Origin of the sequence: Stutzerimonas kirkiae (genome assembly GCF_004327335.1) — a bacterium.
Lineage (GTDB): Bacteria > Pseudomonadota > Gammaproteobacteria > Pseudomonadales > Pseudomonadaceae > Stutzerimonas > Stutzerimonas kirkiae.
The window spans coordinates 83,533-108,394 of record NZ_QJUO01000002.1 but is presented as its reverse complement, the minus strand read 5'-3'; the positions used below and the strand labels follow the sequence as shown (position 1 = coordinate 108,394).

Below are 24,862 nucleotides of genomic sequence, written 5' to 3'. Positions count from 1 at the left end.
TTATGTTCACGCCTGTAATCCTTGCCGGTGGTAGCGGCTCCCGCTTGTGGCCCTTGTCGCGGCAGGGCTTTCCCAAACAGTTCCTGGCGCTGGACGGCCAGGGCATGGGCAGCATGTTGCAGCGCACGCTGGCGCGGCTGGATGGCCTGGAGCATGCCGACCCGCTGGTGGTCGGTAACGAGCAGCATCGTTTCGTGGTGGCGGAGCAGTTGCGCGAGGCCGGGCGCAACTGCCGGCGCATCATCCTGGAGCCGGTGGTGCGCAATACCGCGCCCGCCATTGCCCTGGCGGCACTGGAGGCGGGTCGTGATGGTGACGATCCCATCCTGCTGGTGCTGCCGGCCGATCACCATATCGCTGACGATGCAGCCTTCCGCGAGGCGCTGCTTGTCGCCGGCAGGCAAGCGCACGCGGGCCGCCTGGTGACCTTCGGCATCACCCCGACTCATGCGGAAACGGGCTTTGGCTATATCCAGTGTGGAGACGAGGCCGCGGCCGGTGGCTTCGATATTGCCGCGTTCAAGGAGAAGCCCGCCGCCGACCTGGCCGAGCAGTACCTGCAGGCGGGCAATTACCTGTGGAACAGTGGCATATTCATGTTCCGTGCATCGCTCCTGCTGGCCGAGCTGGAATGTCTGCGCCCGGATATCCTGGCAAGTTGCCGAGCGGCATTGGAGCATGCCGAGGCGGATCGAGACTTTCTGCATATTCCCGCCGAGCAGTTCGCCCTGTGCGCTAGCGAGTCGGTGGACTATGCCGTGATGGAGCACACGGCGCTTGGCCTGGTGGTACCGCTGGATGCCGGCTGGAGCGACCTGGGCAGTTGGGCCGCGATCTGGGATGCCGGCCCGCGCGATGCCGAGGGTAACCGCCTGGAGGGCGATGTGCTCAGCATCGCTACCTGCAACTCCCTGGTGCAGGCCCGTCATCGGCTGGTGGCGACACTGGGCGTCGAAGACCTGGTGGTGATCGAAACCAAGGATGCCGTGCTGGTGGCGCACCGGGAGCGAACCCAGCAGGTGAAGGAGATCGTGGAGCGTTTGCAGGCCGCGCAGCGTAGCGAGTATGCCGAATCGCCCCTGGTAAACCGCCCCTGGGGGCACTATGACACGGTGGACAAGGGCGATCGTTATCAGGTCAAGCGCATTCGCGTGATGCCTGGCGAGAGCCTGTCCTTGCAGTTGCATTACCATCGCGCCGAGCACTGGATCGTGGTTTCGGGTACGGCCAGGGTGGTTTGTGGCGACCAGGAACTGGTGCTGTCGGAAAACCAGTCGACCTACATTCCTCTCGGGGTCAGGCATTCTCTCTCCAACCCCGGCAAGGTGCCCCTGGAGCTGATCGAGGTGCAGTCCGGAAGTTACCTGGGAGAGGACGATATTCTGCGTTTCGAGGATCATTACGGGCGGGTGTAGCCACTGGCCCGCTGGCCGCAGGTTTGCACAAGGCCTGCCCCATAGCGGGGCAGTCGAATCATTGACAAAGAATGAAAGGGAAGTGGATGCGCGTCGCTGACTACATCATGGAGCGCCTGGCCCGCCTGGGCGTGGGTCAGGTCTATTTTCTGCCTGGCGGCGGAGCCATGCATCTGAACGATGCACTGGGCCGGCACCCCGGCCTGGAACCCATCCTATGCCTGCACGAGCAGGCGGCCGGAATCGCGGCCGAGGCGGCGGGCAAACTCTCCGGCGGCCCGAGCGCCTGCATGACCACCTGCGGTCCGGGAGCCACCAACGCGGTGACGGCCGTGTTGGGCGCCTGGCTCGATTCCACACCTGTGTTTTTCATCTCCGGGCAGGTGAAGAGCGCCGATCTCAAGAGCGGCACCGGCCTGCGCATGCTTGGCGTGCAGGAAGCGGACATCGTCTCCATCGTCGCGCCGATCACCAAGCGTGCCGTGACCCTGGTCGATCCGCAGGCGGTTGCCGAAGTGTTCGATGAGCTGGAGCAGGCCGCCCTGAGTGGCCGCCGTGGTCCGGTCTGGCTGGACGTGCCGCTGGATGTGCAGGCCGCGCAGGTGCAACCCGAGGCGCTGCGCCGTGCGCGGCCGCCCGTCGAGGCCGGCGCGCCAGACCTGGCCGGGCCAGTGGCGCAGACCCTGGAATTGCTTCGCTCGGCCAGGCGCCCGGGCATCATCGCGGGCAGCGGAATTCGCATGGCCGGCGCGGTCGATGCGTTCCGTGCGCTGGCCGAGCGGGCGGGGGTGCCGGTCATGCCTACCTGGCTGGCGATGGATGTGATCGAGGACGAGCACCCGCTGTATGCCGGTCGCCCTGGTTCCATCGCGCCGCGCTGGGCCAACTTCGCCTTGCAGAACTGCGACCTGCTGATCGTGCTCGGCTCGCGCCTGGACATGGCGCTGACCGCCTATGACCATGCGCACTTCGCGCCGCACGCGAAGAAGGTGGTGGTCGATATCGACCCGGCGGAAATCGCCAAGCTGCGAATGCCCATCGAGGTTTCCGTGGTCGGCGATGCGAAGCCCTTCATCGAGGCGCTGGGTGCCGCCATCGGCGCCGATACCTTGCCCGACTATGCCGCCTGGCGCGCGCAAATCGCCGCCTGGCGCCAACGCTACCCGCTGCTCCAGCCCGAGCACGGCGACGATAGCCAGGGCGTGAGCATGTACCACTTCACCGATCGGCTTTCGGCCCTGCTCCAGGAGGGCGACGTGATCGCTCCCGGTAGTTCCGGTTTCGCCGCCGAACTGTTCCTGCTGAACCTGCGGCTGAAGAAAGGCCAGCGCTGCTTCCATAACCGCGGCACGGGATCCATGGGTTTCGGCATCCCCTCGGCCATCGGTGCCTGCCTGGCGTCGGGGCGCCGGCAAACCATCTGCGTCGAAGGCGACGGCGGCCTGCAACTGAATATCCAGGAATTCGCCACCCTGGCGGCGCAGAAACTGCCGGTCAAGTGCTTCGTCATCAACAACCAGGGGTATGCCTCGATCCGCGCCTCGCAGAACACGCACTTCAAGCTGCTGGTCGGCGCCGACGCCAGCAGCGGCCTGCAACTGCCCGACCTGCAACGACTGGCCAGTGCCTATGGCGTGGGTTATGCGCGCCTCGAGTCGCACCATCAGTTGGATGAACGCCTGCGGGACGTGCTGGACAGCCAAGGGCCGGTGATCTGCGAAGTGCTGGTGCATCCCGAGGAGCCGCGTGTGCCGCGCGTGATGACCCGCATCAACGAGCAGGGCAAGCCGGAAAGCGGCGCTCTGGAGGATCTCTATCCCTTCCTGCCGCGTGAAGAACTCGCCGAGCAGATGAAGGTATCGGGCGCATGACCGCGCCAGGCGACTATCTGTTGATCTACGGCGCCCGCATCGCCGGGCGCCAGGTACGCGATTATCTGCTCGAGCGTGGCCAGACCGTTCACGGCTTTCTCGACCGCGACCCGGCGTTGCGGGAAGTCGATGGCCTGCCGGTGGTCTGCGCCGAGGCATGGGCGCAAGAGCATGACAGCGCGCGTGCGCGCGTGGTGATAGGCCTGTTCAACAGCCACGTGGACGTAGGCGATATCGTCGATCGCCTGGAGCGGCTGGGCTATGGGGATATCGTCAGCCTGGTGGAGTTCGTGCGCCGCTACCCGCAAGGGCAGCCCTTCCGCTATTGGCTGGTACAGCCGGATTACTACCTGCAACACGCGCCACGTATCGCCCGTTTCCGGGCCCGACTGGCGGACGAAACCAGCCGGCAACTGCTCGATCGGATCGTGCGGTTCAGAACCACCGGGGACTATCGCTGTTTGCCGCCACCGGATGCCAGGCAGTATTTTCCCGACGATCTGCCCGCCTGGCCGCAACCGTTGCGCTTCATCGACTGCGGGGCCTATACCGGCGACACGGTGCAGGCCATGCGGGAAGGGGGGATGGCGTTCGAAGCGATCGCCACGTTCGAGCCGAACCTGGACAACTACCGGTTGCTGGTCGAAAACCTGCGGAACGAACCCGCCACGCATTTCCCGTGCGGGGTATCCGATAGCAATCGTCTGAGCGGCTTCGACTCCGGCACCGGCCAGGGCGGGCACCTGGTGGAGGAAGGGGGGGAGCCGGTGTTCTGTGTGCGCCTGGACGATGCCATACCCGGCTTCGCGCCCAACCTCATCAAGATGGACATCGAGGGCGAAGAGCCTGCCGCGCTCCGTGGCGCGCAAGACATGTTGCGTACCCATCGCCCCAATCTCGCCATCAGCGTCTACCACCGCGCCGAGCATTTGTGGGAGATATTCGAGCAACTGCACGGCTATGGGCTGGGCTACGACTTCCATTTGCGCTGCCATGCCTACAGCAGTTTCGAGACCGTGCTTTACGCGATGAGAGTGCCCCATGCATAGAGAAATGACTTGCACGATCAGCGACGATTACTGGGCGGACTTCTATACGCGCAGCAAGAGCGGTGCGCCGGTCTACCCATCGCAATTCGCAGCCTTCGCCATCAACGAATTCGCCGGTGTCGACGGGGTGATCGAATTTGGCTGCGGCAATGGCCGCGACAGTCATTTCTTCGCCACCAATGGTTTCGAGCTATTGGCGCTGGATGCGTCGGAACAAGCCATCGCGTTGTGCCATTCACGCAACCGCTATGAGCATGCCCGCTACAGACCATGCAAGGCATCCTCCGCCGGCCGCGAAATCGAAGGCTTCCTGCAGGGCAAGCGCAAGGTGGCGGTGTATGCGCGTTTCTTCCTGCACGCCATCAATGAGGGCGAGCAATGCGGGTTCCTGGAGGTGCTGAGCAGCCTGTTGCCATCAGGCAGCCAACTGTTCCTGGAGTATCGAACCATCGATGACGCCCGCCAGGAGAAGGAGTTCGGCAACGACCATTACCGGCGTTACCTCGAGCACCGGGAAACCCTCGCCACCATCGAGGCCGCGGGATTTTCCATCGCCTACGAGGTGGAGGGGCGGGGTTTGGCCAAGTACAAAGATGAGGATGCCAGGGTCGGGCGCTGCGTCGCGATCAAGGGTTGAATGCGCGTTGGCGCGACAAGGGGAATTACGGTGCAGGATCTACAAGGTAAGAAAATAGTCCTCTTCGGCGCGGGCAGAAGCGGCGAGATATTCCTTGAAAGCCACAGGGAGCTGCAGGTACTGGCTTTTGCCGACAATGATCCGAAGAAGCAAGGTCAGGCGCTGCGGGGTATCCCGGTCATCGCTCCGGCGGACATCGCCAGCACTGGCTGTGACAGCATCGTCATCACCACTGTCTATCCCCCGGCCGAGATACTGGATCAACTGGCTGCTCTGGGCCTGGCCGATATCCCGCTCGTCGTCCCGAGGAAAGCTGAACTCAAGGGCGCGCAGGACCATCCGTTCAGCCATCCCTTGACCAAGCGAATCGCACGCGAGCTTGTCGTCGCCATAAATGAGTTGACCGGCACTAACGGGGTCGATGTCTATCTGGACTATGGGACCTTGCTGGGGGCCTTCCGGGAAAAAGACTTCATTGCCTGGGACGATGATATCGACATGTCCGTCAAGGAGGATCATCTGGGCGCCCTGGTCGAACTGGTCCAGCGCGACAAGGACTGGCTTCCCCAGCATGCCGGCGTGGCCTGGTCGGTGCAGATCGTCACGGCGGCCGAGCACACCCTGGCGGTGCTGGTGTCTTTTGACAATGCACCGGGGCAACAGCGCGTGCTGCCTCTCGAGTTGGCGATCACCAACCGGACCCAGCGCGACGGCCAGTCGATCATGTCGGGAAAGATGCTGGAGTTCTTCTGCCCGGCGCATTTCTTCGATGGATACGAAACGGTCGAACTCTTCGGTAACGTCTTCAAGACCCCTGTCGATGCTCCCGGCTACCTGGAGTTCATCTATGGCAATTGGCGCGAACCGCGGGAAAACATGCCGCTCAGTGAATACCAGGGCATTCGCGAGGTGTGCGTCGACCAGGTCGAGGAAATCAAGTATGCGGATATCTAGCGGCTGTTGCCGTTTCGTCGCGAGAGAAGGCTACAGGCTCCAGCTCCGCGGCATCTTCTGAGAAGCAAGTGCCCGGCAACATGGCTGCCTGCTCGCGGCCCGCTATGAGAGAAGCGAATACCAATGACATTTCCCCTCACGGTCGCTCTGCTGACCTATAACCGCTCCCATTACCTGAGGGAATCATTGTCCGCGATTCTCGAGCAGACCTATCGCGACTTCGAACTGCTGGTGCTGGACAACGGCAGCAGCGACGATACGCCGCATGTCGTGCTGGGCTTCCAGGATGAGCGCATTCGCTACATCAGAAACGCCCCCGGGGGCTCTCCTGGCTTCAATGCCATATCGGCGCAATGGATCGCCCGTGGCGAGCGGCTGCTCATCACCCATGACGATGACATCATGGAACCCGACATGCTCGAGCGGCAAATGGCGCTGATCGCGGCCCGCCCCGAGCTCACGGCCGTCTGGACCAACAAGAGCATCATCGACGAGAACGGTACCCAGGTGCAGCCCTGGTTCACCCCGCCAGGCGCGGATCGCATCTTCGAGCGCGGCGAGTTCATCGCCAGGGCGGCAGAAGAGAGCCTGTGGTATCCGCCGAGCAGCCTGATCTTCGTACCACGCCTGCTGGCATCGACGGCCTCTCTTCGCCAGAGCTACCTGCTCGGCACGCCGGCGCTGCGGCAGCGCAAAACCACCAAAGGCAGTAGCGATCTGATCCCGCCGGCGTTGATGAACCTCAAGGGCCCCGTGGCGTTTCTCAACGCGCCGCTTTTGCGCTACCGGCAGCACGCCACCCAGGAAACGCATCATGTCCATGTCGCGCGCGCTGCCCTGTACAGTTTCCAGGCCCTCCAGCGACTGGTGCGCAAGACCTCCTTCCGGGAAGAGTACGAACCGGTGTTCGCTGCACAGATCGCCCGCTTCGAGGCACAGGATCTGGTCATCGACATCGACCAGCCGGCGTTCGACCGGCCCATGCTGAAACGCCTGGCAGGCCTGCTTGGCAAAGGCGCCGCCGGCATCGCAGCCAATCCACGCGCGGGGCAGCCGCTGCTGCCTCTTATCGTTCTGCTGATACAGGGTGGGGCGAGAGGCGCCGAAGAGGCCTGCAAGGTGCTGGACGGGATCGAGGCACCCAACGCGCAAGCCCCTCGCTCGATCCGTTCGCTTTATCGCTGGGCCGGGCTCCGGCGCGACGGCGGCAACCTCTTCGCCGGGCTTGCGCCGCAGGCCCGGGTCGTCATCCTCGGCAGCGTGCTGGTGTCCGCGCTGCTGGTGAACGAGGCGCGCGCGGCCGGGGCAACCGTCGTGTGCTGCCTGGATTCCAATGTCACCCGTCAAGGCCGCACGTGGCTCGGCGTACCGATCGTCGCGCCTTCCTGGCTCGCTTCGTGCGACGAGCCGGTCGACCTGATCGTGCTGAGTTCGGAGCGCGACCACGAGCAGGAGCTGGAAGAGCTCATCCGCCGCCACGATGCAACGACACCCATCGCGTCCTGGAAGGGGCTCGTCGAAGCAGCGAAGCCTTCTGCCATTCCATTGCACGGCGAATCAGCCGAATAGAAAAGAGCGGTAATCCGATGAATACCATCGCAAAGAACGGCGTTACCCACATCGAGCAAGGCAGGACCTTCTCCCTTCAACTCTCTTCAGGCCGCTCGCTGCCGGTTCGCTGGTCGCGAGCCGCCCTGGGAGAGGCACTGGACGCTGTACTGATAGATGGCCCTGAAAGGCTGGACGTGTTGCGCCGCCTCGATGACTATCCGCATGTGCGCAGGCTGCTCGACGCGGATTGCCTGGACGCTGCCAGGCAGCGCAAATCCCAGGTGCGCCAGTGGTTGAGCGAAGGCCTCCATGTGTTCGGCGCCTACAAGGTTGGCCTGAAGCTGGTACGGCTGGCGCATGCGTCGGGCGTGGCGATCAAGGGCTTCCTGGACAATGATCGCACCCGGCAGGGCAGTACCCTCGAAGGGGTTCTTGTCCGCCATCCTTCCGAGCTGGCGCTGGAAAACGCTGTGGTACTGATCGCGAGTGGCCGCCATGGCAATGCCATCCATGCGCAACTGAACCGAATACCGGGTATCCGCCTGGTCAACATGAGCGAATTTCTCTACGCGCTGGATGCGCCGCACGCAGCGGGGGACTTCCCCGACTTCGTCGAAGCCCCGGCCAGCGAGCCGTTCCGCTTCATCTCCGCGTTCCTGCGGCTGGATGACGAACGCTCGCGCCAGGTGTTCGACACGCTGATCGGCATGCGCACGCGCCTGTCCATCGCCCTGGCCGACTCAGTCAAGTCGCCCTGCGACGAAGAGTATTTCGATGCGCAATTCGTGGGCCCGGCGCACGCCGCTCGTTTCGTCGATGCGGGCGCCGCGGCGGGCGACACCTTGTGCCGGCTGGAAACCCGGTTCGGCCCGGTCGAGCAGGCCTGGTTGTTCGAGCCCGAATTGCCCGCCTACTACGAAGCGCTCAAGCACTTTGCCCCTCGTGCGCAAGTGTGGCTGTTCAACATGGGCCTGGATGAGGTGTCCAGCCGTGCGACCTACCGGCCCGGCCTGAGCTACGACATCGCCAACGAAATGCAGAGCGCCATTCCAGCGGACATCACTTCCTACATCCAGGGGGTGCCGCTGGATGCCGTCGTATCCGGCAGGGTCGGCTTGTTCAAGCTGGATATCGAGGGTATGGAGGCACGTGCTTTGCGGGGTGCGCGGGCGATCATCGCGCGGGACAAACCTGTCATTGCCGTCTGCGCCTATCACCGGGCCGACGACTACTGGAAGCTGATCGACGAAGTGCTGTCCATCCGTCCTGACTACCGGGTCGGCATCCGCCTGTATGCCGACATTCTTGAAGACATCACACTGTATTTCCATTGAGCGGCCGGCTGATGGTCTCTGGCTACTGCCGCCGATGTTCGGGCTGGTCGTTGCGGCCTTGCGCTGCATCCCTGTAATGGGCGTGCCGGCGCGCTGCCCGGATAATGCGGCAGCGTTGCTGGCGCGGTCTTTCGGTTTTACTGGAGGTTGTGCATGGGGCTGAACCTGGCCTGTGAACCGATCCGCGAAGATATCCGGCGCGTCGCGGAGCATCTTCGCGGTCTTGAGGTGCTGCGTGGCCGTCACCTGCTGCTCAGTGGCGGCAGCGGGTTCTTCGGCAAATGGCTGCTGGCCCTCTGTGACTGGCTCAATGAACAGGGCTGGATGCTGCGGGTCACGGTGATTTCCCGTGATCCCGAGAGGTTCCTGGCGTTGCAGCCGCATTATCGCAGCAGTACCTGGCTGGCCTGGTTAAAGGCGGACGTGCGTGCATTACCCGCGCTGGACATGCAGGCGGATTTCCTGCTGCATGCCGCCACTGACAGTTCGGCCGCTGGCCAGGCCGATCGCCTGGCACTGTTCGATACCCTCTACCAGGGCACCCGGCAGCTACTCGAACTGGCCGCGCGCAGCGGTGTGCGACGTGTACTGCTCACCGGCTCCGGCGCGCAGTATGGCAATGCGCTGGAAGAGGGCGGCTGGAGTGAAACCGACACCCGCGCCTGTGCCAGCCACGATGCGCTGCAAGCGTATGGAGAGGGCAAGCGTGTACAGGAAATGCTCGGTGCGCTGTATGCCGAGCGCCATGCTTTTGACGTTGTCTACACCCGAGGGTTCGCCTTCGTCGGTCCGGGGCTGCCGCTGAATGGCCACTTCGCCATAGGCAACTTCATATATGACGCACTCCACCGCGAACGCATCGTGCTCAACTCCAGCGGCGAAGCGCTACGGAGCTACCTGTATGGTGCGGATCTTGCTGGATGGCTGATGACCCTGCTGGCCCGGGGCGAGGCCGGTGGGGTCTATAACGTCGGTTCCGATCAGGCCCTGACGATTGCCGAGCTGGCGCGGCGGGTCGGTGCCGAGCTGGCGCCGGGCAAGCCGGTCGAGATCCCGTCCGCTACCGGCAGTGGTCTACGCTCGGCCTATGTCCCGGATATCCAGCGTGCACGCGCGCTGGGCCTGGATGTGTGGACGCCGCTGGACCAGGCCTTGCGGCGCACTGCACTCTGGTGCCGGCACTGCGCCTGATTCACAACTGAACGCGAGGCCGTCGGGCGCGGCAGCCTCGCTCTGGGTTCCATTTCGCTACCGAGGTTTTCATGCGTTCACTGTTTGCCCCTCGCCCGATGCCTTATTACGTATACGCTCTCAATTACCGGCGTAGTTCGGCTGGGATTCGCGTCATGCACATGCTTTGCGATGCGCTGATCCGCTCGGGCCATGAAGCCTATGTGGTGGCTGATGTCTTCGGGCCGGGGCTGATGACGCCCAAGCTCACCGAGGAGGTAGTCGCCCAGCACCGTGCCGCGGGTCTCACGCCCATTGCCGTCTACCCGGAAGTGGTCGATGGCAATCCGCTGCAATGCGATGTAGTGGTGCGTTACCTGCTGAACAAGCCCGGCTTCATCGAAGGCAAGGGGGAGTACGGCGAGGACGACCTGTTTTTCGCTTACAAGGGTGATTTCAGGCTTGCCGATATGCCGGTCGAGAACCGCCTGTTCCTGCCGCCGATCGATCCGAACATCTTCTGCCCGCCAGCCGACCCGGCGCGCCGTGTGCCGGGGCGTATCTGCTACTACCTCGGGCGCAAGGCCCGGATCGACCCGCAGTTGCTGCCGGCCGATGCGATCGAGATCACCCCGGACTACCCGGACTCATGGCAGGGGCTGGCCGATATCTTCCAGCAGTGCGAATACCTTTACATGGGCGAGGCTTCCGGGCTCGGCTACGAGGCGGCGCTGTGCGGTTGCGCGCCGGTGCTGGTCAGCGCCCAGTGGAGCCCCATCGGGCCCAACCCGACCTCGTTCCTGGCATTCGGCCTGGCGCCCGAGGAAATCGCCCGTGCCCGGCGTTTCCTGCCGGGCGTGAGGGAGCTGCTGGAGGGCCAGCGCAAGGCGTTCTGGCACGAGCTCGACCACTTCATCGAGGTCACCCAGCAAGCGGCGGCCTCGAGACCGCGCCGCCGCGAAGCGTCCCGGCTGGGCACATGGCTTGCAGAGCGCGTGCCGACGCCCGTACAGCACCGCATGATCGGCGAGTATCTGCAGGCGCACGCGGGGGGGCCGCGGATCGGGGTGGTCGTGCTCGATCCCGAGGGGCAGGCGCAGAAGTTGAAGGCCACGCTGGCGAGCCTCGATACCGGGCACTGCCTGTACGCCAGCCTGAATATCCTGGTGCTGACCGCCAATCCGTCGGTGTCCGTCGCCCCTGTGGAGGCCGGGGTACATTCGCTGCCACGGAGCGGTGCAGACATCACTGTGCAGTTGAACCCTCTGATCGGGGCAGGTGATTTTGACTGGTTCATGCTGGTTGACGCCGGCGATGAGTTGACCATGAGCGGTTTGATGGTCGCGACGCTGGATTTGATCGGTGCTCCGGACTGCCGGGCGGTCTATGGCGATGAAGTGATACGGCAGGGGGACGGGGCGCTTGGCGTGGCCTTCCGTCCGGACTTGAACCTGGATCTGCTGCTGAGCCTGCCGGCGGGGATGTCGCGGCACTGGCTGTTCAATCGCCAGACCTGGTTGCAGATGGGGGGCTTCCAGGCATCGGCGGGGGCCGCGTTCGAGCTGGATTACATCCTGCGCCTGATAGAGGCCCAGGGCTTCCAGGGGCTGGGGCACATCAGCGAGCCGCTGCTGACGTGCAATTCTCTGCAACTGAAGGATTCCGCCGACGAGCGCGCGGCGATCCTGCGCCATCTCGCCGAGCGAGGGTTCCAGGGGGCCGCGATCGGCTCGCGGCTGCCGGGCTGCTACGACCTCGACTATGGGCTGAGCGGAGCGCCTGCCGTCAGTATCGTCATCCTGCTCAAGGATTGCCTGGGCAAGGCCCAGCGCTGCCTGGACAGCATGCTGGAGAAGACCGCCTACCCGCATTACGAAATATGGTTGCTTGACCTGGGGAATGACGACCCGGCCCTGCTCGAATGGCTGGCAGGTATCGAGGCGCTGGGCAACGCGCGTATCCGGGTGGCGCGATTCACCGCGGACATTTCGCCGGTGCAGGCCCGTAACCAGGCGGCCGAACTCGCCCAGGGGGATTTCCTGCTATGGCTGGATGCCGGCGTTGCCGTGTTCGACGGCGACTGGCTACGGCAATTGCTCAATCACGGCTCGCGACAGGAGGTCGGCGCGGTCGGGGCCAAGCTGCTGGATGGCGACCGGAGGATCAGCCACGCCGGTTTGCTGCTTGGCCTGGGTGGCCAGGTTGGACGCCCTTTCCAGGGCCTGCCGATGGATTCGCCGGGCTATCTGCAACGCTTGCAGGTTGACCAGAACTATTCGGCCCTCTCAATCCAGTGCCTGCTGCTGCGCCGCGACCTTTTCCTCGAGGTCGGTGGGTTCGATGAAAACCCCTTGCTGGCACCTTGGCTGGACGCCGATTTGTGCATTCGTCTGCAACAGGCCGGGTTCCTGAATGTCTGGACGCCCCGCGCGCAGTTGCTGATAAGCGAAACGCCGGAAGCGCAACCGTCCGGGGACCAGGTGGACGCCCTGTACGCACGCTGGTTGCCGCTGCTGGCCCGCGACCCGGCGTACAACGCCAACCTGTCCCTGAGCGAGCCGGGCGGCTTCGAGCTGGCCGACAGCGCGTTGTCCTGGCGGCCCCTGCAGGGCTGGAAGCCGGTACCGACGGTCCTCGCGCACATAGCCGACAAGCATGGCTGCGGCCACTACCGGATCATCCAGCCGCTCGAGGCGCTGAGCCGGGCCGGGCTGGTAGAGGGCGTACTGGCCGGCAGCCTGCTGTCGCCGACCGAACTGGAGCGCCTGGCCCCGGACAGCATCGTGCTGCAGCGCCAGGTCACCGATGCGCAGATCGAGGCGGTCCGCCGCATGCAGGCATTCTCCGGCGCCTTCAAGGTGTTCGAACTGGACGACTACATGCCCAACCTGCCGCTGAAAAGCGTGCACCGCGCGCAGATGCCCAGGGACATCGTGCGCTCGTTGCGGCGTGTGCTGTCCCATGTGGACCGCTTCGTCGTTTCCACCGAGGCGCTGGCCGAGGCGTTCGACGGTTTCCATGCCGATATCCGGGTGGCGCCGAACCGCCTCGACCCGCAGTTGTGGGGCGCCCTGCAAAGCCGCCGCCGGGTATCGTCCAGGCCTCGGCTCGGCTGGGCCGGCGGGCTCGGCCATGCGGGCGACCTGGCGCTGATCGCCGATGTGGTCAAGGCCCTGGCGGAGGAGGTCGAGTGGGTCTTCTTCGGCATGTGCCCGGACGCCATCAGGCCGTACGTCAGCGAGTACCACCCCGGTGTCGATATCGCGCTGTATCCGGCGGCCCTGGCGGCGCTGAACCTGGACCTGGCGCTGGCGCCGGTCGAGCAGAACCTGTTCAACGAATGCAAGAGCAACCTGCGCCTGCTGGAGTATGGCGCCTGTGGCATTCCAGTGATCTGCAGCGACGTGCGCTGTTACCAGGGCGATGGCTTGCCGGTGACGCGGGTCAGGAACCGCTTCAAGGACTGGCTCGATGCCATTCGCATGCACCTGTCCGACCTGGATGCCTCGGCCAGGCAAGGCGACGAACTGCGTGCCGCGGTGCGCCGCGACTGGATGCTCGAGGGGGACAACCTGCGGCACTGGCGCCGGGTCTGGCTACCGGATTGATAGCCTGCCGGGGCATCGGCCCCGGCGCTTCTCGTTTAGGGTTCGAGGATAAGCGGGAGCACCTGCCTGGCGAAGTCTTCGAAATCGGCGAGGTGGCGGGTCGCGATGCTGTGCACGATCGCCCAGTTGATCGTTTCGTAGTTGTGCACGGCGAGATTGCGAAAGCCGACGGAGCGTTTCAGACGTTCGCTCAACCGGGTATCCAGCAACCGCTCCCGGGCGAGGAGGTCGAACGCCTGCCCCATGCTGTCAGGGGGCGGTTGCCTGCGTTCGCTGAGGATATGCGCGGCAATGTCGACGCAGATCTGCACGGCCCTGCTCAGGTTCAACACCAGCACATCCTGCAGGTCCAGGTCGTTCTCCAGTGTGGCGAGGTCGGCTGGCGTTTTCTCCCGGACCCTTGTCAGGCAACGCTGCAGCGAGTCCAGCTTGCGTTCGATGATCAGCCTATCCACGCCTGCCTCCTCTCCTTGAGCATACGCTTGACGTAGGGCATGAAGTCTTCGTTGTCGAGGATGTGGCGCGAGAGCATCCGGGCATGCAGGCTGCTGTCGCCGATGATACGTGTGCCGTAACGCAGAATCTGGCCCAGCAGGGGTTCGCCAACGGTGGCAAGGTCGATCAGGTCGACCGGGCGCCCGGTGCTCATGGCGATGTCGCCGATCAGTTCGGCTTTCTGTGGCGCATCCAGCGGCGTGTCCCGCAGGATCGCCACGTCCACGTCGCTGTCGCGCCTGGCATGCCCAGTGGCGACCGAGCCGAAGACATAGGCCAGGCGGATATCCGGGTGTCGTGCCAGGGTGGTCTCTACCGCTTCGATTGTCATGTCATGCCTCGTTCCAATGGCTCGGGCGATCATGGCATAGAAGGGGGCGTGTCTGGAACGACGTACGGGATGCGCCGAGGTTGATCGCCTATGCACGGAAAACAGCCGAAAACAGCGCAAGGCTGGACGAAAGAGCTTGGCAACGGTGTTTCCCGTCCAGCTTTCCAGCCTCCGGCGCTTTTATCGAAGCCCCTTGCCGGGGAATGACTGCATGGCGCGATCGTCTGCGGTTGGCGCCAGGTAGGCCGGACAACCTTTGTCAGACGGATGAAAAAGCATCATCCGCCCTGCGCCTTCTACAGTTCTGTCTTCATCGGGCGATAACGAATAGTCGGCGCGGAGCTGTCAAGGGCGGGGAAGAAAAAACTCGTCTTTTCCCCTAAAGCTTCCAGTGCTACCGCCGATACCAATCATGAATGCGAACTTTACGGGTGCCTGGGCGATGCCCACCCAAGCTCGCAAGCTCAGGCAGACACTTAGTCCTTGGAGGACCACATCATGGCCTTGACCGTCAACACCAACATCGCGGCACTGAATACTCAGAAGAACCTGAACAAGGCTTCCGACTCTCTGTCCACCACCATGCAGCGCCTGTCCAGCGGCCTGAAGATCAACAGTGCCAAGGACGATGCCGCCGGCCTGCAGATCTCCAACCGTCTGACCAGCCAGATCAATGGCCTGACCGTGGCGACCAAGAACGCCAACGACGGTATCTCCATCGCCCAGACCGCTGAAGGCGCCATGCAGGAATCCACCAACATCCTGCAGCGTATGCGTGAGCTGGCCCTGCAATCGGCCAACGGTTCCAACAGTGCCGAAGACCGCGCTTCCCTGCAGTCCGAATATGCCGCGTTGACCTCCGAGCTGACCCGTATCGCCGAAACCACCACCTTCGGTGGCCGCAACCTGCTGGACGGCTCCTTCGGTACCACCAGCTTCCAGGTCGGTTCCAACGCCAACGAAACCATCAACGTGACCCTGGGCAATATCTCGGCCACCAACGTCGGCTCCCAGCAGGTCAAGTCGGAAACCATCGCGCCCAGCACCTCCGGCGTGACCGGCGGCCCGATCACCGTCACCGGTAGCGGCGAGACCGTGACTAAGACCATCGAGGCCGGCGCTTCCGCCAAGGATATCGCCAAGGCGCTGGATGGTTCCGTGACCGGCCTGAGCGCCACCGCGCGTACTGTCGCCGAGTTGAGCGTGGACAGCTCCACCATCACTTCCGGCGGTGCGAACTTCAGCATCCAGGTCGGCAGCTCGGACGCCATCGACCTGATCGGTGTGACCAGCAACGCCAGCCTGGCCGAGCAGCTCAGCTCGAACGCCTCGGCTCTGGGGATCAGCGTCAGCTACAACGAGTCCAGCGATGAGCTGAGTATCACCTCCGAGACTGGCGAGAACATCACCTTCGGTGCTGTCAGTACGGCAGGCGTCGATGCCAACTACGGCGGCGTCGAGGTGAGTGTGCAGGATGCCGCCGGTGTGGCTGGTGCTGCGATCGCTGTCGCGGATGGGCTGATCGCAACGGGTTCCGTGGAACTGAACTCGGCCAAGTCCTACTCCCTGGCAGGTGCTGGCGTCGATGGCCTGTTCGCGGCAACCGGCACCACCACTGCCACGTCGAACCTGACCAGCATCGCCGACACCAGCATCACCACGGCCGAAGGCTCGCAGAGTGCCATCGCGGTGATCGACAAGGCGATCTCCAACATCGACACCCAGCGTGCCGACCTCGGTGCGGTGCAGAACCGCTTCGACAGCACCGTGGCCAACCTGGCCAGCATCGCTGAGAACAGCACCGCGGCTCGCAGCCGAATCCAGGATACCGACTTCGCCGCGGAAACCGCCGAGCTGACCAAGCAGCAGACTCTGCAACAGGCTTCCACCGCGATCCTGGCGCAGGCCAACCAGTTGCCCTCCTCGGTACTGAGCCTGCTACAGTAATACGAGGCTGGTGATGCACAAGGGGAGGGTGCCTGAAGGCACTTTCCCCTTTTCCCATTCGGGAGGTGAAACATCATGGACATAGGTGTAGCGCAAAAAACAGCCTATCTGGGATCAAACTCCACCACTGGTGGTTTGCCAGAGGGTGCGAGTCCCGGCACACCAGGCACACCAACCCTGCAGTCGGCCAGGAAGGCCGAGTCCGCAACGGACAGCGCCATCAGCCGCGACGAGCTCGATGAAGCGGTTGCCAGCATGCAGAGCTTCGTACAATCCGTCCGCCGCGATCTGGACTTTCATGTGGATGACTCGAGTGGTCGAGTGGTCGTTCAGGTGATTGCCAGCGATTCGGGCGATGTTATCCGCCAGATTCCATCTGAAGAGGCTCTGGAGTTGGCCGCTCGTTTGGACGATGCGCGGAGCCTGCTGTTCAGAGAGCAGGCCTGATTTTTGCTTGGCGAGCATATTCGTCAGGAAAATGGCATAGAGGATTGCAACGATGGCGACGACCATTTCGGACACGACGGCGGCCAACACTTCCAGTACTTCGACATCCACGAGTTCCAGCAAGGTGTCCATTACCGGTCTGGGTTCCGGTCTGGATATCGATGCCCTGGTGGAAGTGACGGTCGAGGCGGAGAAGGCGGCCAAGCAGGCGCAGATTGATCGCCTGACGACCAAGACCGATACCAGCATATCGGCGGTCGGCACCTTGAAGAGTGCGATCGAGGCCTTCGAGGCTTCGCTGACCAGCCTGCAGACCGTCTCCAGCAGTTTCGATGGCCTGAGCGCAAGCTCTTCCAGTTCCAGCGTCGCCAGCGTGACAGCCGGTTCGGGGGCGGTCGCTGGCTCCTACAGCCTGGAAGTGACCCAGCTCGCCACGGCATCCAAGGTGGCCAGCGCCAGCCAGGAGGGTGGTTCGTCCACTACCTTCGCCTCCGGCGGTACCCTGACCGTCGATGTCGGCGACAATGCTTCCTATGATGTCGAGGTCAGCGCGGGTGCCTCGCTGACGCAGATCCGTGACGCAATCAACGACCAGTTGTCCTCGACTGCTGGCATCAGTGCGAATATCGTCACTGACTCCAGTGGCGCACGCCTGGTGCTATCCTCGGAAACCACCGGGGAAGGCACTGACCTCTATGTCAGCGGCACCGGCGATCTGGCGGCGCTGAACATCAATGTCGACGATGAGGGCAACCACAGCCTGACCCAGCAGTCCGGCTCCGCCGCCGGTTATATCACCGCTGCCGGCAATGCATCCTACAAACTCGACGGGTTGGAGTTGAGCAGCTCCAGCAATACTGTGACGGCCCTGAGCGGCCTGTCGATCAAGTTGGCCAGCGAGGGTTCCAGTACCCTGACGGTGGCGACCAACACCGATGGCCTGAAAGAGTCCATCAATACCTTCGTGACGGCCTACAACACACTGTTGACCGTCACCAATGCGCTGACCAAGGTCACTGCCACCAGTGACGGCTCCTCGACCGAAGCTGGTGCGCTGGTAGGCGATGCTTCGGTGCGTTCGCTGCTGAACTCGGTACGCAATGCGCTGGTCGAGCCTTCCACCAGCAGCGGTGGGCTCAGTGTCCTCGCGCAACTGGGAGTTACCACCAACAAGACCGACGGTACGCTGTCGATCGACGATGACAAGCTGTCGAGTGCGCTGGAAACCCATGCCGCGGATGTGAAGTCGTTCTTCAGTGGCGACAATGGCCTGCTCGGGCGCTTGAAGTCGGTGACCGAGCCCTATACGGCGACCGGCGGCCTGCTGGCAACGCGTACCGAGGCTCTGCAGACCACCAAGGCGCAATTGACGGAGCAGCAGGAGGCTCTGGACCGGCGTATCGAATCACTGACCACGATGCTATATACCAAGTACAACAATATGGATACCCTGATCGCTCAGTTGTCGGCGACCAGCGAGAGCATCCTGGCGACCCTGAATGCGTTGAACAACTCCGACGATTGACCGCGCGCAGGCGACTGGCCTGTGCGGGTGTCGAGAGGGCGCGAGCGACAGGATGTCATTGCTCGACAAGAGGGGGCGGCGGCACGCTGATAGTCCTTTCCCGTGATGAAAACCCGGCTCCGTTGGAGACCGGGTTTTTGTGTTTCATGGGGTCAAGTTTCCGTATTTGGGGCCGATCTGTTGGGAAGGCATTCATCTATGAGGACTTTCGCATGCTGATCGCTTCCGCGCAGATTTCGATGGGCGCCAGCCATCAACTGCAGAAACAGCTTTCGCTGAAGGAAAGTCTTACCCATATCGAGCAGACGACCCAGGGCACCCGGCAGGTGTCGCTCCAGCGGGAGCGCGAATTCACCCAGGAGGCGGTCGATACCTATCGGTCGACCGCCTCGCCCAGCAATGCCATGGCGGAAATGCAGGCCATGGCTGGCGCTTCTAGGGGCGTGGCGATAGCGGATCGGCTGCAGGGTACGACGAGTGGCGTCATCAGCAGCGCCTCGCTGACGACTTCTACGGTGCACAGCGATTTACCGACTACGCGGGACGAGTTGCAGGCGCAGATGATCAGGCAGTTGCTCCAGCGCATGTATGGTATCGGTATGCAGGAGCGGCCGTTGTCGCGTGAGCTGTGGCAGTCGATCAATGCGCTGGAGGGGCAGGCCCTGCCGTCAGGGGCTGGCCTCGACATCAGTACGGGGGTGCGCACGGATTACCAGCTCGAGCAGAGTTATTACGAGGCCGAGCGTAGTGTCTTCACGGCCACTGGAGAGGTTCTGACGGCCGATGGCAAGCGACTGCAGTTTTCCGTCGAGGTTGGGCTGGCGCGGGAATTCTCCAGCAATGAACGCCTGAGTTTCAGTCAGGGCAACCTGTACGACCCGTTGGTGATCGAGTTTGGCGGGAGTTCCTCGACACTGGGGTCGACACGCTTCGCTTTCGACCTAACCAGCAGCGGCAGGAGCGACTGGTTGCCGACCCTGGGGGAAGGACGGGGGTTCCTGGCCCTCGATCGCAATGCCGATGGCCTGATCAACGATGGTTCGGAATTGTTCGGGCCTTCGACGGGGCAGGGTTTCGGGGAACTGGCGCAGCTCGACGAGGATGGCAACGGCTGGCTGGACGAAGCCGACTCGGCCTACCAGCACTTGCGTGTATGGGTACCGGATGCGCAAGGCGAGGGGCAATTGTTCGCCCTGGCCGATTTTGGCGTGGGTGCTATCTACCTGACTTCCCAGTCGATGGATTTTCGCTTCACCGACGCGGGCAATAACACCCTGGCCCAGTTGCGGGAGACGGGGCTCTACCTGACCGAGAGCGGGCAGGCGGGCCTGATCCGGCAGATCGACCTGTCGGTATGAAGAGGTTATGACGCCGAGAGAAGCGCTGGAGGGGGCGAACGCGGCGATACCCATCAGTGAATGCCCTGGGTATCGCTGTGCTCAACCCAGGCTACGAGAACGCTTCGGGATGGAGACATTGCAAGGCCTGGGCCTAAGAACCTGTTCACGATCTGCTGCGCGTCGGCCCTGCTGCGTTAAAAACAGGCTCAAAATGCTCATTTACCACTCGTAAACTGCGCTTTTTCGCCTGTTTTTGCCTTGCATGGCTCTAGCTCGCGAGATCGTGAACAGGTTCTAAGTGGTTGTTCTAATTTCAGAAATCTTGGCTGCGAGCGAAAAATAATGTTGACAGCCAAATGGCCTGCCCCTAACATGCGCCCCGTCCTTGAGAGGGGCTATAGCTCAGCTGGGAGAGCGCTTGCATGGCATGCAAGAGGTCGACGGTTCGATCCCGTCTAGCTCCACCAACTCTCAACGAGTTTTAGCGATTCGCCAAATCCAGCGGGCGGGTCGCAGAAGGGTTAGCGTCCCCTTCGTCTAGTGGCCTAGGACACCGCCCTTTCACGGCGGTAACAGGGGTTCGAGTCCCCTAGGGGACGCCATGTTTGCGGAGTGTTCGATACGCTCTGTACGTCGCGAGACGTTAATCCGGGGCTATAGCTCAGCTGGGAGAGCGCTTGCATGGCATGCAAGAGGTCGACGGTTCGATCCCGTCTAGCTCCACCAATCCCACGATGGGCCGGTCGTTACCGGTTCATTCATCGAAGGTTTCGTCCCCTTCGTCTAGTGGCCTAGGACACCGCCCTTTCACGGCGGTAACAGGGGTTCGAGTCCCCTAGGGGACGCCATTTTTATTGCCCGTTTTGGGCAGCAGAGGGTCATCTCGTATGGGATGGCCCTTTTTGTTTTCATCGGTATGATCGTTTTCGTGCCGCCGGCCTCGTCGGCTGGTGTGGCGTGCAAGTGTTTGGGAGGTTGCCATGTCTTGGGATCGGCCTGGAGCATTCGTCATCGATCTCACTGTGGAGGCGATGCATATCGATGAGCTCGGGCATGCCAATAATGCTGTCTATGTCAGTTGGCTGGAGCGCTCTGCCTGGGAGCATTCCCGCAGCCTGGGGCTTGACCTGGGCGACTACCGACGGCTGGACCGTGCGATGGCGGTCCTGCGGCACGAGATCGACTACCTGGCTGCGGCCTATTTGGGGGAGCGCCTGCAACTGGCGACCTGGATCGTCGATTCGGATCGGCGTCTGAAGATGAAGCGCCGTTTCCAGTTGCTCAGGCCGATGGATGGCACGACGTTGTTGCGCGCCGAGACCACGTTCGTCTGTATCGAGCTGTCCAGCGGCAAGCCGAAGCGCATGCCGCTGGAGTTCATCGAGGGTTATGGCCGGGCCTTGTCCTGAGCTGAAAGGCATGGCGCGGGGAGCCCGGCCACGACCTGCTGTGCATCGGTTCTGCAAGGTCGCAGGTGATGAGCGGCTTCTCAGTGATCGTTCGGGTTCGTGTCGGTGGTGACGACCACTTGGTTGCGCCCGCTCTGTTTGGCCAGGTAGAGCGCTTCATCGGCGACTTTCAGGGTGCGCCTGGGGCTGGCATCGCCATTGGGCCAGAATGCGATGCCAGCCGAGATGGTGATTTTCCCGACCTGGGGGATGAGGAATGATTCGACCCGCTCGCGCAGCCGTTCGGCGACCATCAGGGCAACCTCCGGGGTGGCGTCAGGCAGCAGCATGAGAAACTCTTCGCCGCCGCTGCGGCAGAGGATATCGGCACTGCGCGAGCAGGCGCGCATCAGCCCGGCCACATGGGTGATGACACTGTCGCCGATGTCGTGCCCGTGGTTGTCGTTGACCTGCTTGAAGTGATCGATGTCCAGGGCGATGGCGGCGAAAGGCTGGTGTGAGCTTTCCCAGCTCTCCAGTGCGCTTTCCAGGCCACGCCTGTTCTGCAGTCCGGTGAGTGGGTCGGTCTGGATATCCAGGTTGAGCTTGCCGATCTTCTGCTGGAGCAGGCTTATGCCGATCAGCATGGCCTTTTTCAGTTCGGCGGCTTCGAAGTACCAGGAGCGGATACGCTGGATGGAGTCGGAACTGTGCGGGTGGTCCATCGTCTCGGCGTGCTTTGCCAGTTGCCAGAGGGGTTTGGATATCTTGCGGGCGAGGATGCCGGCCAGCAGCAGTGTCAGTATGGCCAGGGGGGCGGAGTTCTTCAGCACCTGGAGCATCAGGTCGTGCAGTGGGGCCAGGGTGGCCTGTATGGGGCGCTGTGCAACGATGCCCCAGCCGGAAAGCGCTATCGGTGTGTAGCCCGTGAGCATTTCCGTTCCTTCACTGTTTCTGATGATCGAGGCGCCATCCTTGCCGGCGATCACGTCGCTTATGGCCTGGTTCGGGCCGACCCGTTTGCCGATCCGGTCGGGGTTCGGGTGATAGAGCAGGGTACGGTTGCGGTCGACGGCGTACAGGTAGGAACCGTCGCGGTGGTAATGGCTGCCGAGCAGGTTGTGCAGGATGTTGCCTTCGTTGAGGTATAGCGTACCGCCGACCAGGCCCAGGTATTCGCCCGAGGTGTCGAAGATCGGCGTCGAGATGAAGACCACCAGGCGTCCGGTGATGGCGACATAGGGGTCGCTGATCAGGGGACGTTTTTCCAGCAACGCCTGGGCCGGGCCGGCGGTCGTCAGGCGGCGCCCTTTTATTGCCAGCGCCTCCGGCGAAGTGGCCAGCACCCAGCCCTCGGCGTCGGTGATGGCGACCGAGTTGAAGCTGTTGAACTGCAGGCGCAGACGCATGGCCTGTTCCAGCAGTTGCTCCGTGTCATTCATGTTGTGTCTGAGGATTCTGGTGCTGTAGTCCAGGGTCTGCAGGGTGGCCTTGAGAAAATCTTCGGTGCTGTTGGCCAGTTTGGCCGCATAGGCATGGTTGGCTTCGAGTGTGTTGTCGATCAGCAGTTGCCGTTGTACGCGGTAGCTCGCGTAAATGGCGTTGGCCAGGGTCGCCAGTGAACTGATGATGGTCAGCAGGAGTATCAGTCGGCGCAGATCGGAGCGGAGCAGGTGTTGGATGGACATACGGCGCGGGTGGCTCTGGGGCGGTGTTGGCGAATCTTAGGCTTTTTGTTTCATTGGTTGAAAGTGAAATTTACAATTCAATGATGAAATTTTCGATTTTGTTCTTGGCCGGGTGCGGCCGATTGGCACTTATTGGACTTTAGTCTTGCCGGAGTGAACGGATCATGCGCATTTGCCTGGTTAGCTGGGTTCTGCTTGTTTCCTGGCCGCGGATTTGCTCAGATTCGCTCAGGTTCGCGGGAATCAAGTAGGGTAGGCTAGTGGCTCAACGCCATGGCTCTGTGCCCGGGGCTGTCTCCCTGCGCAAGCCGACGTCCGCTGCGGCAGTCATTGTGGTCTGGAGCTTGATCCATATCGACGGCCGCATGGTTTGCGGTTGGCAACCATTTTCCGCTCCTCCAGTCGAGTAGATGCAATGAGTCTGTACCGTTCCCTGCGTGCTCTTCCCCCGGCAATGTTGCTGGCAGGTTTATCCGCCACTTTCCCGGCCATGGCCCAGCTTCCATCGGCCGCCGAGCCTGGCCGGCGGGCTCCCGTGCCGGTGATGCCGGAACTCATTGCGCCGGGAGCACCGATCCTGGTGCCCCAGGCTCCCGCCGTGCAGGCTCCGGCCGGAGCGGAAAACTTCACCTTCCGGCTCGAGGAATTGCTGATCGAAGGGGTGACTGTCTTTTCCAAGGCCGAGCTCGAGCCGCTCTATCTCGACAGGATCGGGCAACAGGTGAGTGTGCGGGACCTGTTCGCCATCGCCAACGAGCTGGAAGTGAAATACCGCAATGCCGGGTACGTCACGACTCGTGTGCTGGTGCCGGCGCAGGAGATCGACGGTGGCCGTTTCCGCATCCAGGTCATCGAGGGGTTCGTTTCCGAAGTCGTTCTGCCTGACGATATCGGCCCGGCGAAGGCTGCCGTTCTTCGCCTGATCGAGCCATTGCGCGAGCTGCGGCCGATCAGTGTCGCCGCGATCGAGCGTCGCCTGCTGCTGGCCAATGATCTGGCGGGGCTGGACGTGCGCGGTAGCCTGGAGCCATCGCAGAGCGAACTGGGTGGTTCGCTGCTGGTGGTCAGCATCGAGCGCAAGGCGGTGGACTCCAGGGTGGCGCTGGATAACCGCAATTCCCGCTATCTGGGCGATGCCGGCCTTTCCGCCAGCGCCAGCCTGAACGCCTTCGGCAGCCGCGCCGATCGCCTGACCCTGAACGCGCGCACTTCGATCCCCCTGGAGCGCTCGTGGTCGGTGGGCGGCGTGTATGAGGCTCAGCTCGGCAGCAATGGCCTGAGCGGGTCTTTTGCCAGCTCCTTCGCCAACTCCAAGCCCGGCCTGGAACTGGATGAGCTGGATGTCGAGAGCCAGGTGATCTCCGAGGTCGCCACGCTGAGCTATCCGTTGATACGTTCGCGCCGCGAGAACCTGAGGCTGTTCGGCGAGTTCGAATATCGCAATGTCTATACCGATATTGCCGACGATGCGTTCAACCGCGATCGCCTGCGTATCCTGCGTGGCGGTGTGAGCTATGACCGGGCGGATGGCTGGGATGGTATCTCTGCGCTGCGTGCCACGCTGCACCAGGGGCTGGACCTGATGAACGCCACCGACGAGGGCTCCCCGTATGCCTCGCGCTTCAATGGCCGCAGCGATTTCACCAAGCTCACCCTGGACCTGACCCGTATCCAGCAGTTGCCGGGCAATTTCAGTCTGTTCGGCAGCATGACCGGGCAACTCAGCAATCGCCCGCTGCTGGCCAGCGAGGAGATCGCGCTCGGCGGCTACAGCTTCGGGCGGGCCTATGACGATGGCGAAGTGGCCGGCGACAGTGGCTGGGCGGCGTTCATCGAGTTGCGCTACAACCATTTCGGCGTGCCGTTCCTGCCACATGGTATCCAGTACTACGCTTTCTATGATGCGGGCCAGGTCTGGTCCAAGTCCGAGGCGCGTTTCGAAGGGCATCAGAACCTTTTCTCGACCGGCCTCGGCCTGCGCGTGAACCTGTTGGCGAATCTGTACGCCACGGCTGAAATCACTTCTCCCCTCAACCGTGACGTACAGGCCGAAGGCGATCGTGAACCGCGCGCCTTCTTCAGCCTGATCGCCCATTACTGATTGCGAGCGAG

18 protein-coding genes and 4 tRNA genes are annotated in these 24,862 nt (G+C 62.9%); 19 read left to right on the top strand and 3 right to left on the bottom strand.

Annotated features, from left to right (window positions below; translation table 11 throughout):
* The first annotated feature begins 2 nt into the window (after positions 1-2).
* The 9 genes from DNJ95_RS02085 (at position 3) to DNJ95_RS02045 (ending at position 13,589) form a co-directional block, all read left to right on the top strand.
* Positions 3-1,415, top strand: a complete 1,413-nt coding sequence (locus DNJ95_RS02085) for a mannose-1-phosphate guanylyltransferase/mannose-6-phosphate isomerase (protein WP_131183065.1) — start codon at positions 3-5, stop codon at positions 1,413-1,415.
* 86 nt (positions 1,416-1,501) lie between these two features.
* The gene (locus tag DNJ95_RS02080) at positions 1,502-3,286 is read left to right on the top strand and encodes a thiamine pyrophosphate-binding protein (RefSeq protein WP_131183064.1); all 1,785 of its coding nucleotides are present in this window, start codon (positions 1,502-1,504) and stop codon (positions 3,284-3,286) included.
* Entirely contained in the window at positions 3,283-4,335 is a 1,053-nt protein-coding gene (locus DNJ95_RS02075; RefSeq protein ID WP_131183063.1) for an FkbM family methyltransferase, read from the top strand. Before DNJ95_RS02080 ends, DNJ95_RS02075 begins: the two co-directional genes overlap by 4 nt.
* Positions 4,328-4,972: a class I SAM-dependent methyltransferase gene (locus DNJ95_RS02070; protein WP_131183062.1), complete on the top strand. Its 645-nt coding sequence runs from the start codon at positions 4,328-4,330 to the stop codon at positions 4,970-4,972. Before DNJ95_RS02075 ends, DNJ95_RS02070 begins: the two co-directional genes overlap by 8 nt.
* Positions 4,973-5,926 (top strand): nucleoside-diphosphate sugar epimerase/dehydratase, encoded by a 954-nt coding sequence (locus DNJ95_RS02065; protein WP_131183061.1) that lies wholly within the window; start codon positions 4,973-4,975, stop codon positions 5,924-5,926.
* A 123-nt stretch (positions 5,927-6,049) separates the two neighbouring features.
* Positions 6,050-7,495, top strand: a complete 1,446-nt coding sequence (locus tag DNJ95_RS02060) for a glycosyltransferase family A protein (RefSeq protein ID WP_131183060.1) — start codon at positions 6,050-6,052, stop codon at positions 7,493-7,495.
* A gap of 17 nt (positions 7,496-7,512) precedes the next feature.
* Complete coding sequence (locus DNJ95_RS02055) at positions 7,513-8,811, top strand: FkbM family methyltransferase (protein ID WP_131183059.1); 1,299 nt, start codon at positions 7,513-7,515, stop codon at positions 8,809-8,811.
* 153 nt (positions 8,812-8,964) lie between these two features.
* The gene (locus DNJ95_RS02050) at positions 8,965-10,002 is read left to right on the top strand and encodes an NAD-dependent epimerase/dehydratase family protein (protein WP_131183058.1); all 1,038 of its coding nucleotides are present in this window, start codon (positions 8,965-8,967) and stop codon (positions 10,000-10,002) included.
* A gap of 155 nt (positions 10,003-10,157) precedes the next feature.
* Entirely contained in the window at positions 10,158-13,589 is a 3,432-nt protein-coding gene (locus DNJ95_RS02045) for a glycosyltransferase (protein ID WP_242671852.1), read from the top strand.
* A gap of 35 nt (positions 13,590-13,624) precedes the next feature.
* Here DNJ95_RS02045 and hepT read toward each other — a convergent pair whose 3' ends face one another.
* Together hepT and mntA are read right to left on the bottom strand one after the other, a co-directional pair.
* Positions 13,625-14,044 (bottom strand): type VII toxin-antitoxin system HepT family RNase toxin, encoded by a 420-nt coding sequence (gene hepT / locus DNJ95_RS02040; RefSeq protein WP_131183056.1) that lies wholly within the window; start codon positions 14,042-14,044, stop codon positions 13,625-13,627.
* The gene (mntA, locus tag DNJ95_RS02035; RefSeq protein WP_131183055.1) at positions 14,032-14,415 is read right to left on the bottom strand and encodes a type VII toxin-antitoxin system MntA family adenylyltransferase antitoxin; all 384 of its coding nucleotides are present in this window, start codon (positions 14,413-14,415) and stop codon (positions 14,032-14,034) included. Before mntA ends, hepT begins: the two co-directional genes overlap by 13 nt.
* A 498-nt stretch (positions 14,416-14,913) precedes the next feature.
* On the opposite strand from mntA, the gene DNJ95_RS02030 reads away from it, so the two are divergent.
* The 9 genes from DNJ95_RS02030 (at position 14,914) to DNJ95_RS01990 (ending at position 21,083) form a co-directional block, all read left to right on the top strand.
* Positions 14,914-16,362, top strand: coding sequence for a flagellin N-terminal helical domain-containing protein (locus DNJ95_RS02030; RefSeq protein ID WP_131183054.1), 1,449 nt, complete (start codon positions 14,914-14,916; stop codon positions 16,360-16,362).
* A 75-nt stretch (positions 16,363-16,437) separates the two neighbouring features.
* Positions 16,438-16,809, top strand: coding sequence for a flagellar protein FlaG (locus DNJ95_RS19775; protein ID WP_131183053.1), 372 nt, complete (start codon positions 16,438-16,440; stop codon positions 16,807-16,809).
* Positions 16,810-16,933: 124 nt separating this feature from the next.
* Positions 16,934-18,334 carry a flagellar filament capping protein FliD gene (fliD, locus tag DNJ95_RS02020; protein WP_242671859.1) on the top strand — a complete coding sequence of 467 codons (1,401 nt, stop codon included), beginning with the start codon at positions 16,934-16,936 and terminating at the stop codon, positions 18,332-18,334.
* A 212-nt stretch (positions 18,335-18,546) separates the two neighbouring features.
* Positions 18,547-19,692, top strand: a complete 1,146-nt coding sequence (locus DNJ95_RS02015; RefSeq protein WP_131183051.1) for a hypothetical protein — start codon at positions 18,547-18,549, stop codon at positions 19,690-19,692.
* Positions 19,693-20,065: 373 nt separating this feature from the next.
* Positions 20,066-20,141: transfer RNA gene (locus DNJ95_RS02010), tRNA-Ala, on the top strand.
* A gap of 59 nt (positions 20,142-20,200) precedes the next feature.
* Positions 20,201-20,276: transfer RNA gene (locus DNJ95_RS02005), tRNA-Glu, on the top strand.
* A 48-nt stretch (positions 20,277-20,324) separates the two neighbouring features.
* Positions 20,325-20,400, top strand: a tRNA-Ala gene (locus DNJ95_RS02000).
* 46 nt (positions 20,401-20,446) lie between these two features.
* Positions 20,447-20,522, top strand: a tRNA-Glu gene (locus tag DNJ95_RS01995).
* A gap of 132 nt (positions 20,523-20,654) precedes the next feature.
* Positions 20,655-21,083 (top strand): acyl-CoA thioesterase, encoded by a 429-nt coding sequence (locus tag DNJ95_RS01990; RefSeq protein WP_131183050.1) that lies wholly within the window; start codon positions 20,655-20,657, stop codon positions 21,081-21,083.
* An 80-nt stretch (positions 21,084-21,163) separates the two neighbouring features.
* Here DNJ95_RS01990 and DNJ95_RS01985 read toward each other — a convergent pair whose 3' ends face one another.
* The gene (locus DNJ95_RS01985; protein WP_131183049.1) at positions 21,164-22,750 is read right to left on the bottom strand and encodes a sensor domain-containing diguanylate cyclase; all 1,587 of its coding nucleotides are present in this window, start codon (positions 22,748-22,750) and stop codon (positions 21,164-21,166) included.
* A gap of 544 nt (positions 22,751-23,294) precedes the next feature.
* On the opposite strand from DNJ95_RS01985, the gene DNJ95_RS01980 reads away from it, so the two are divergent.
* Positions 23,295-24,851 carry a ShlB/FhaC/HecB family hemolysin secretion/activation protein gene (locus DNJ95_RS01980; RefSeq protein WP_207388724.1) on the top strand — a complete coding sequence of 519 codons (1,557 nt, stop codon included), beginning with the start codon at positions 23,295-23,297 and terminating at the stop codon, positions 24,849-24,851.
* Positions 24,852-24,862 lie beyond the last annotated feature (11 nt).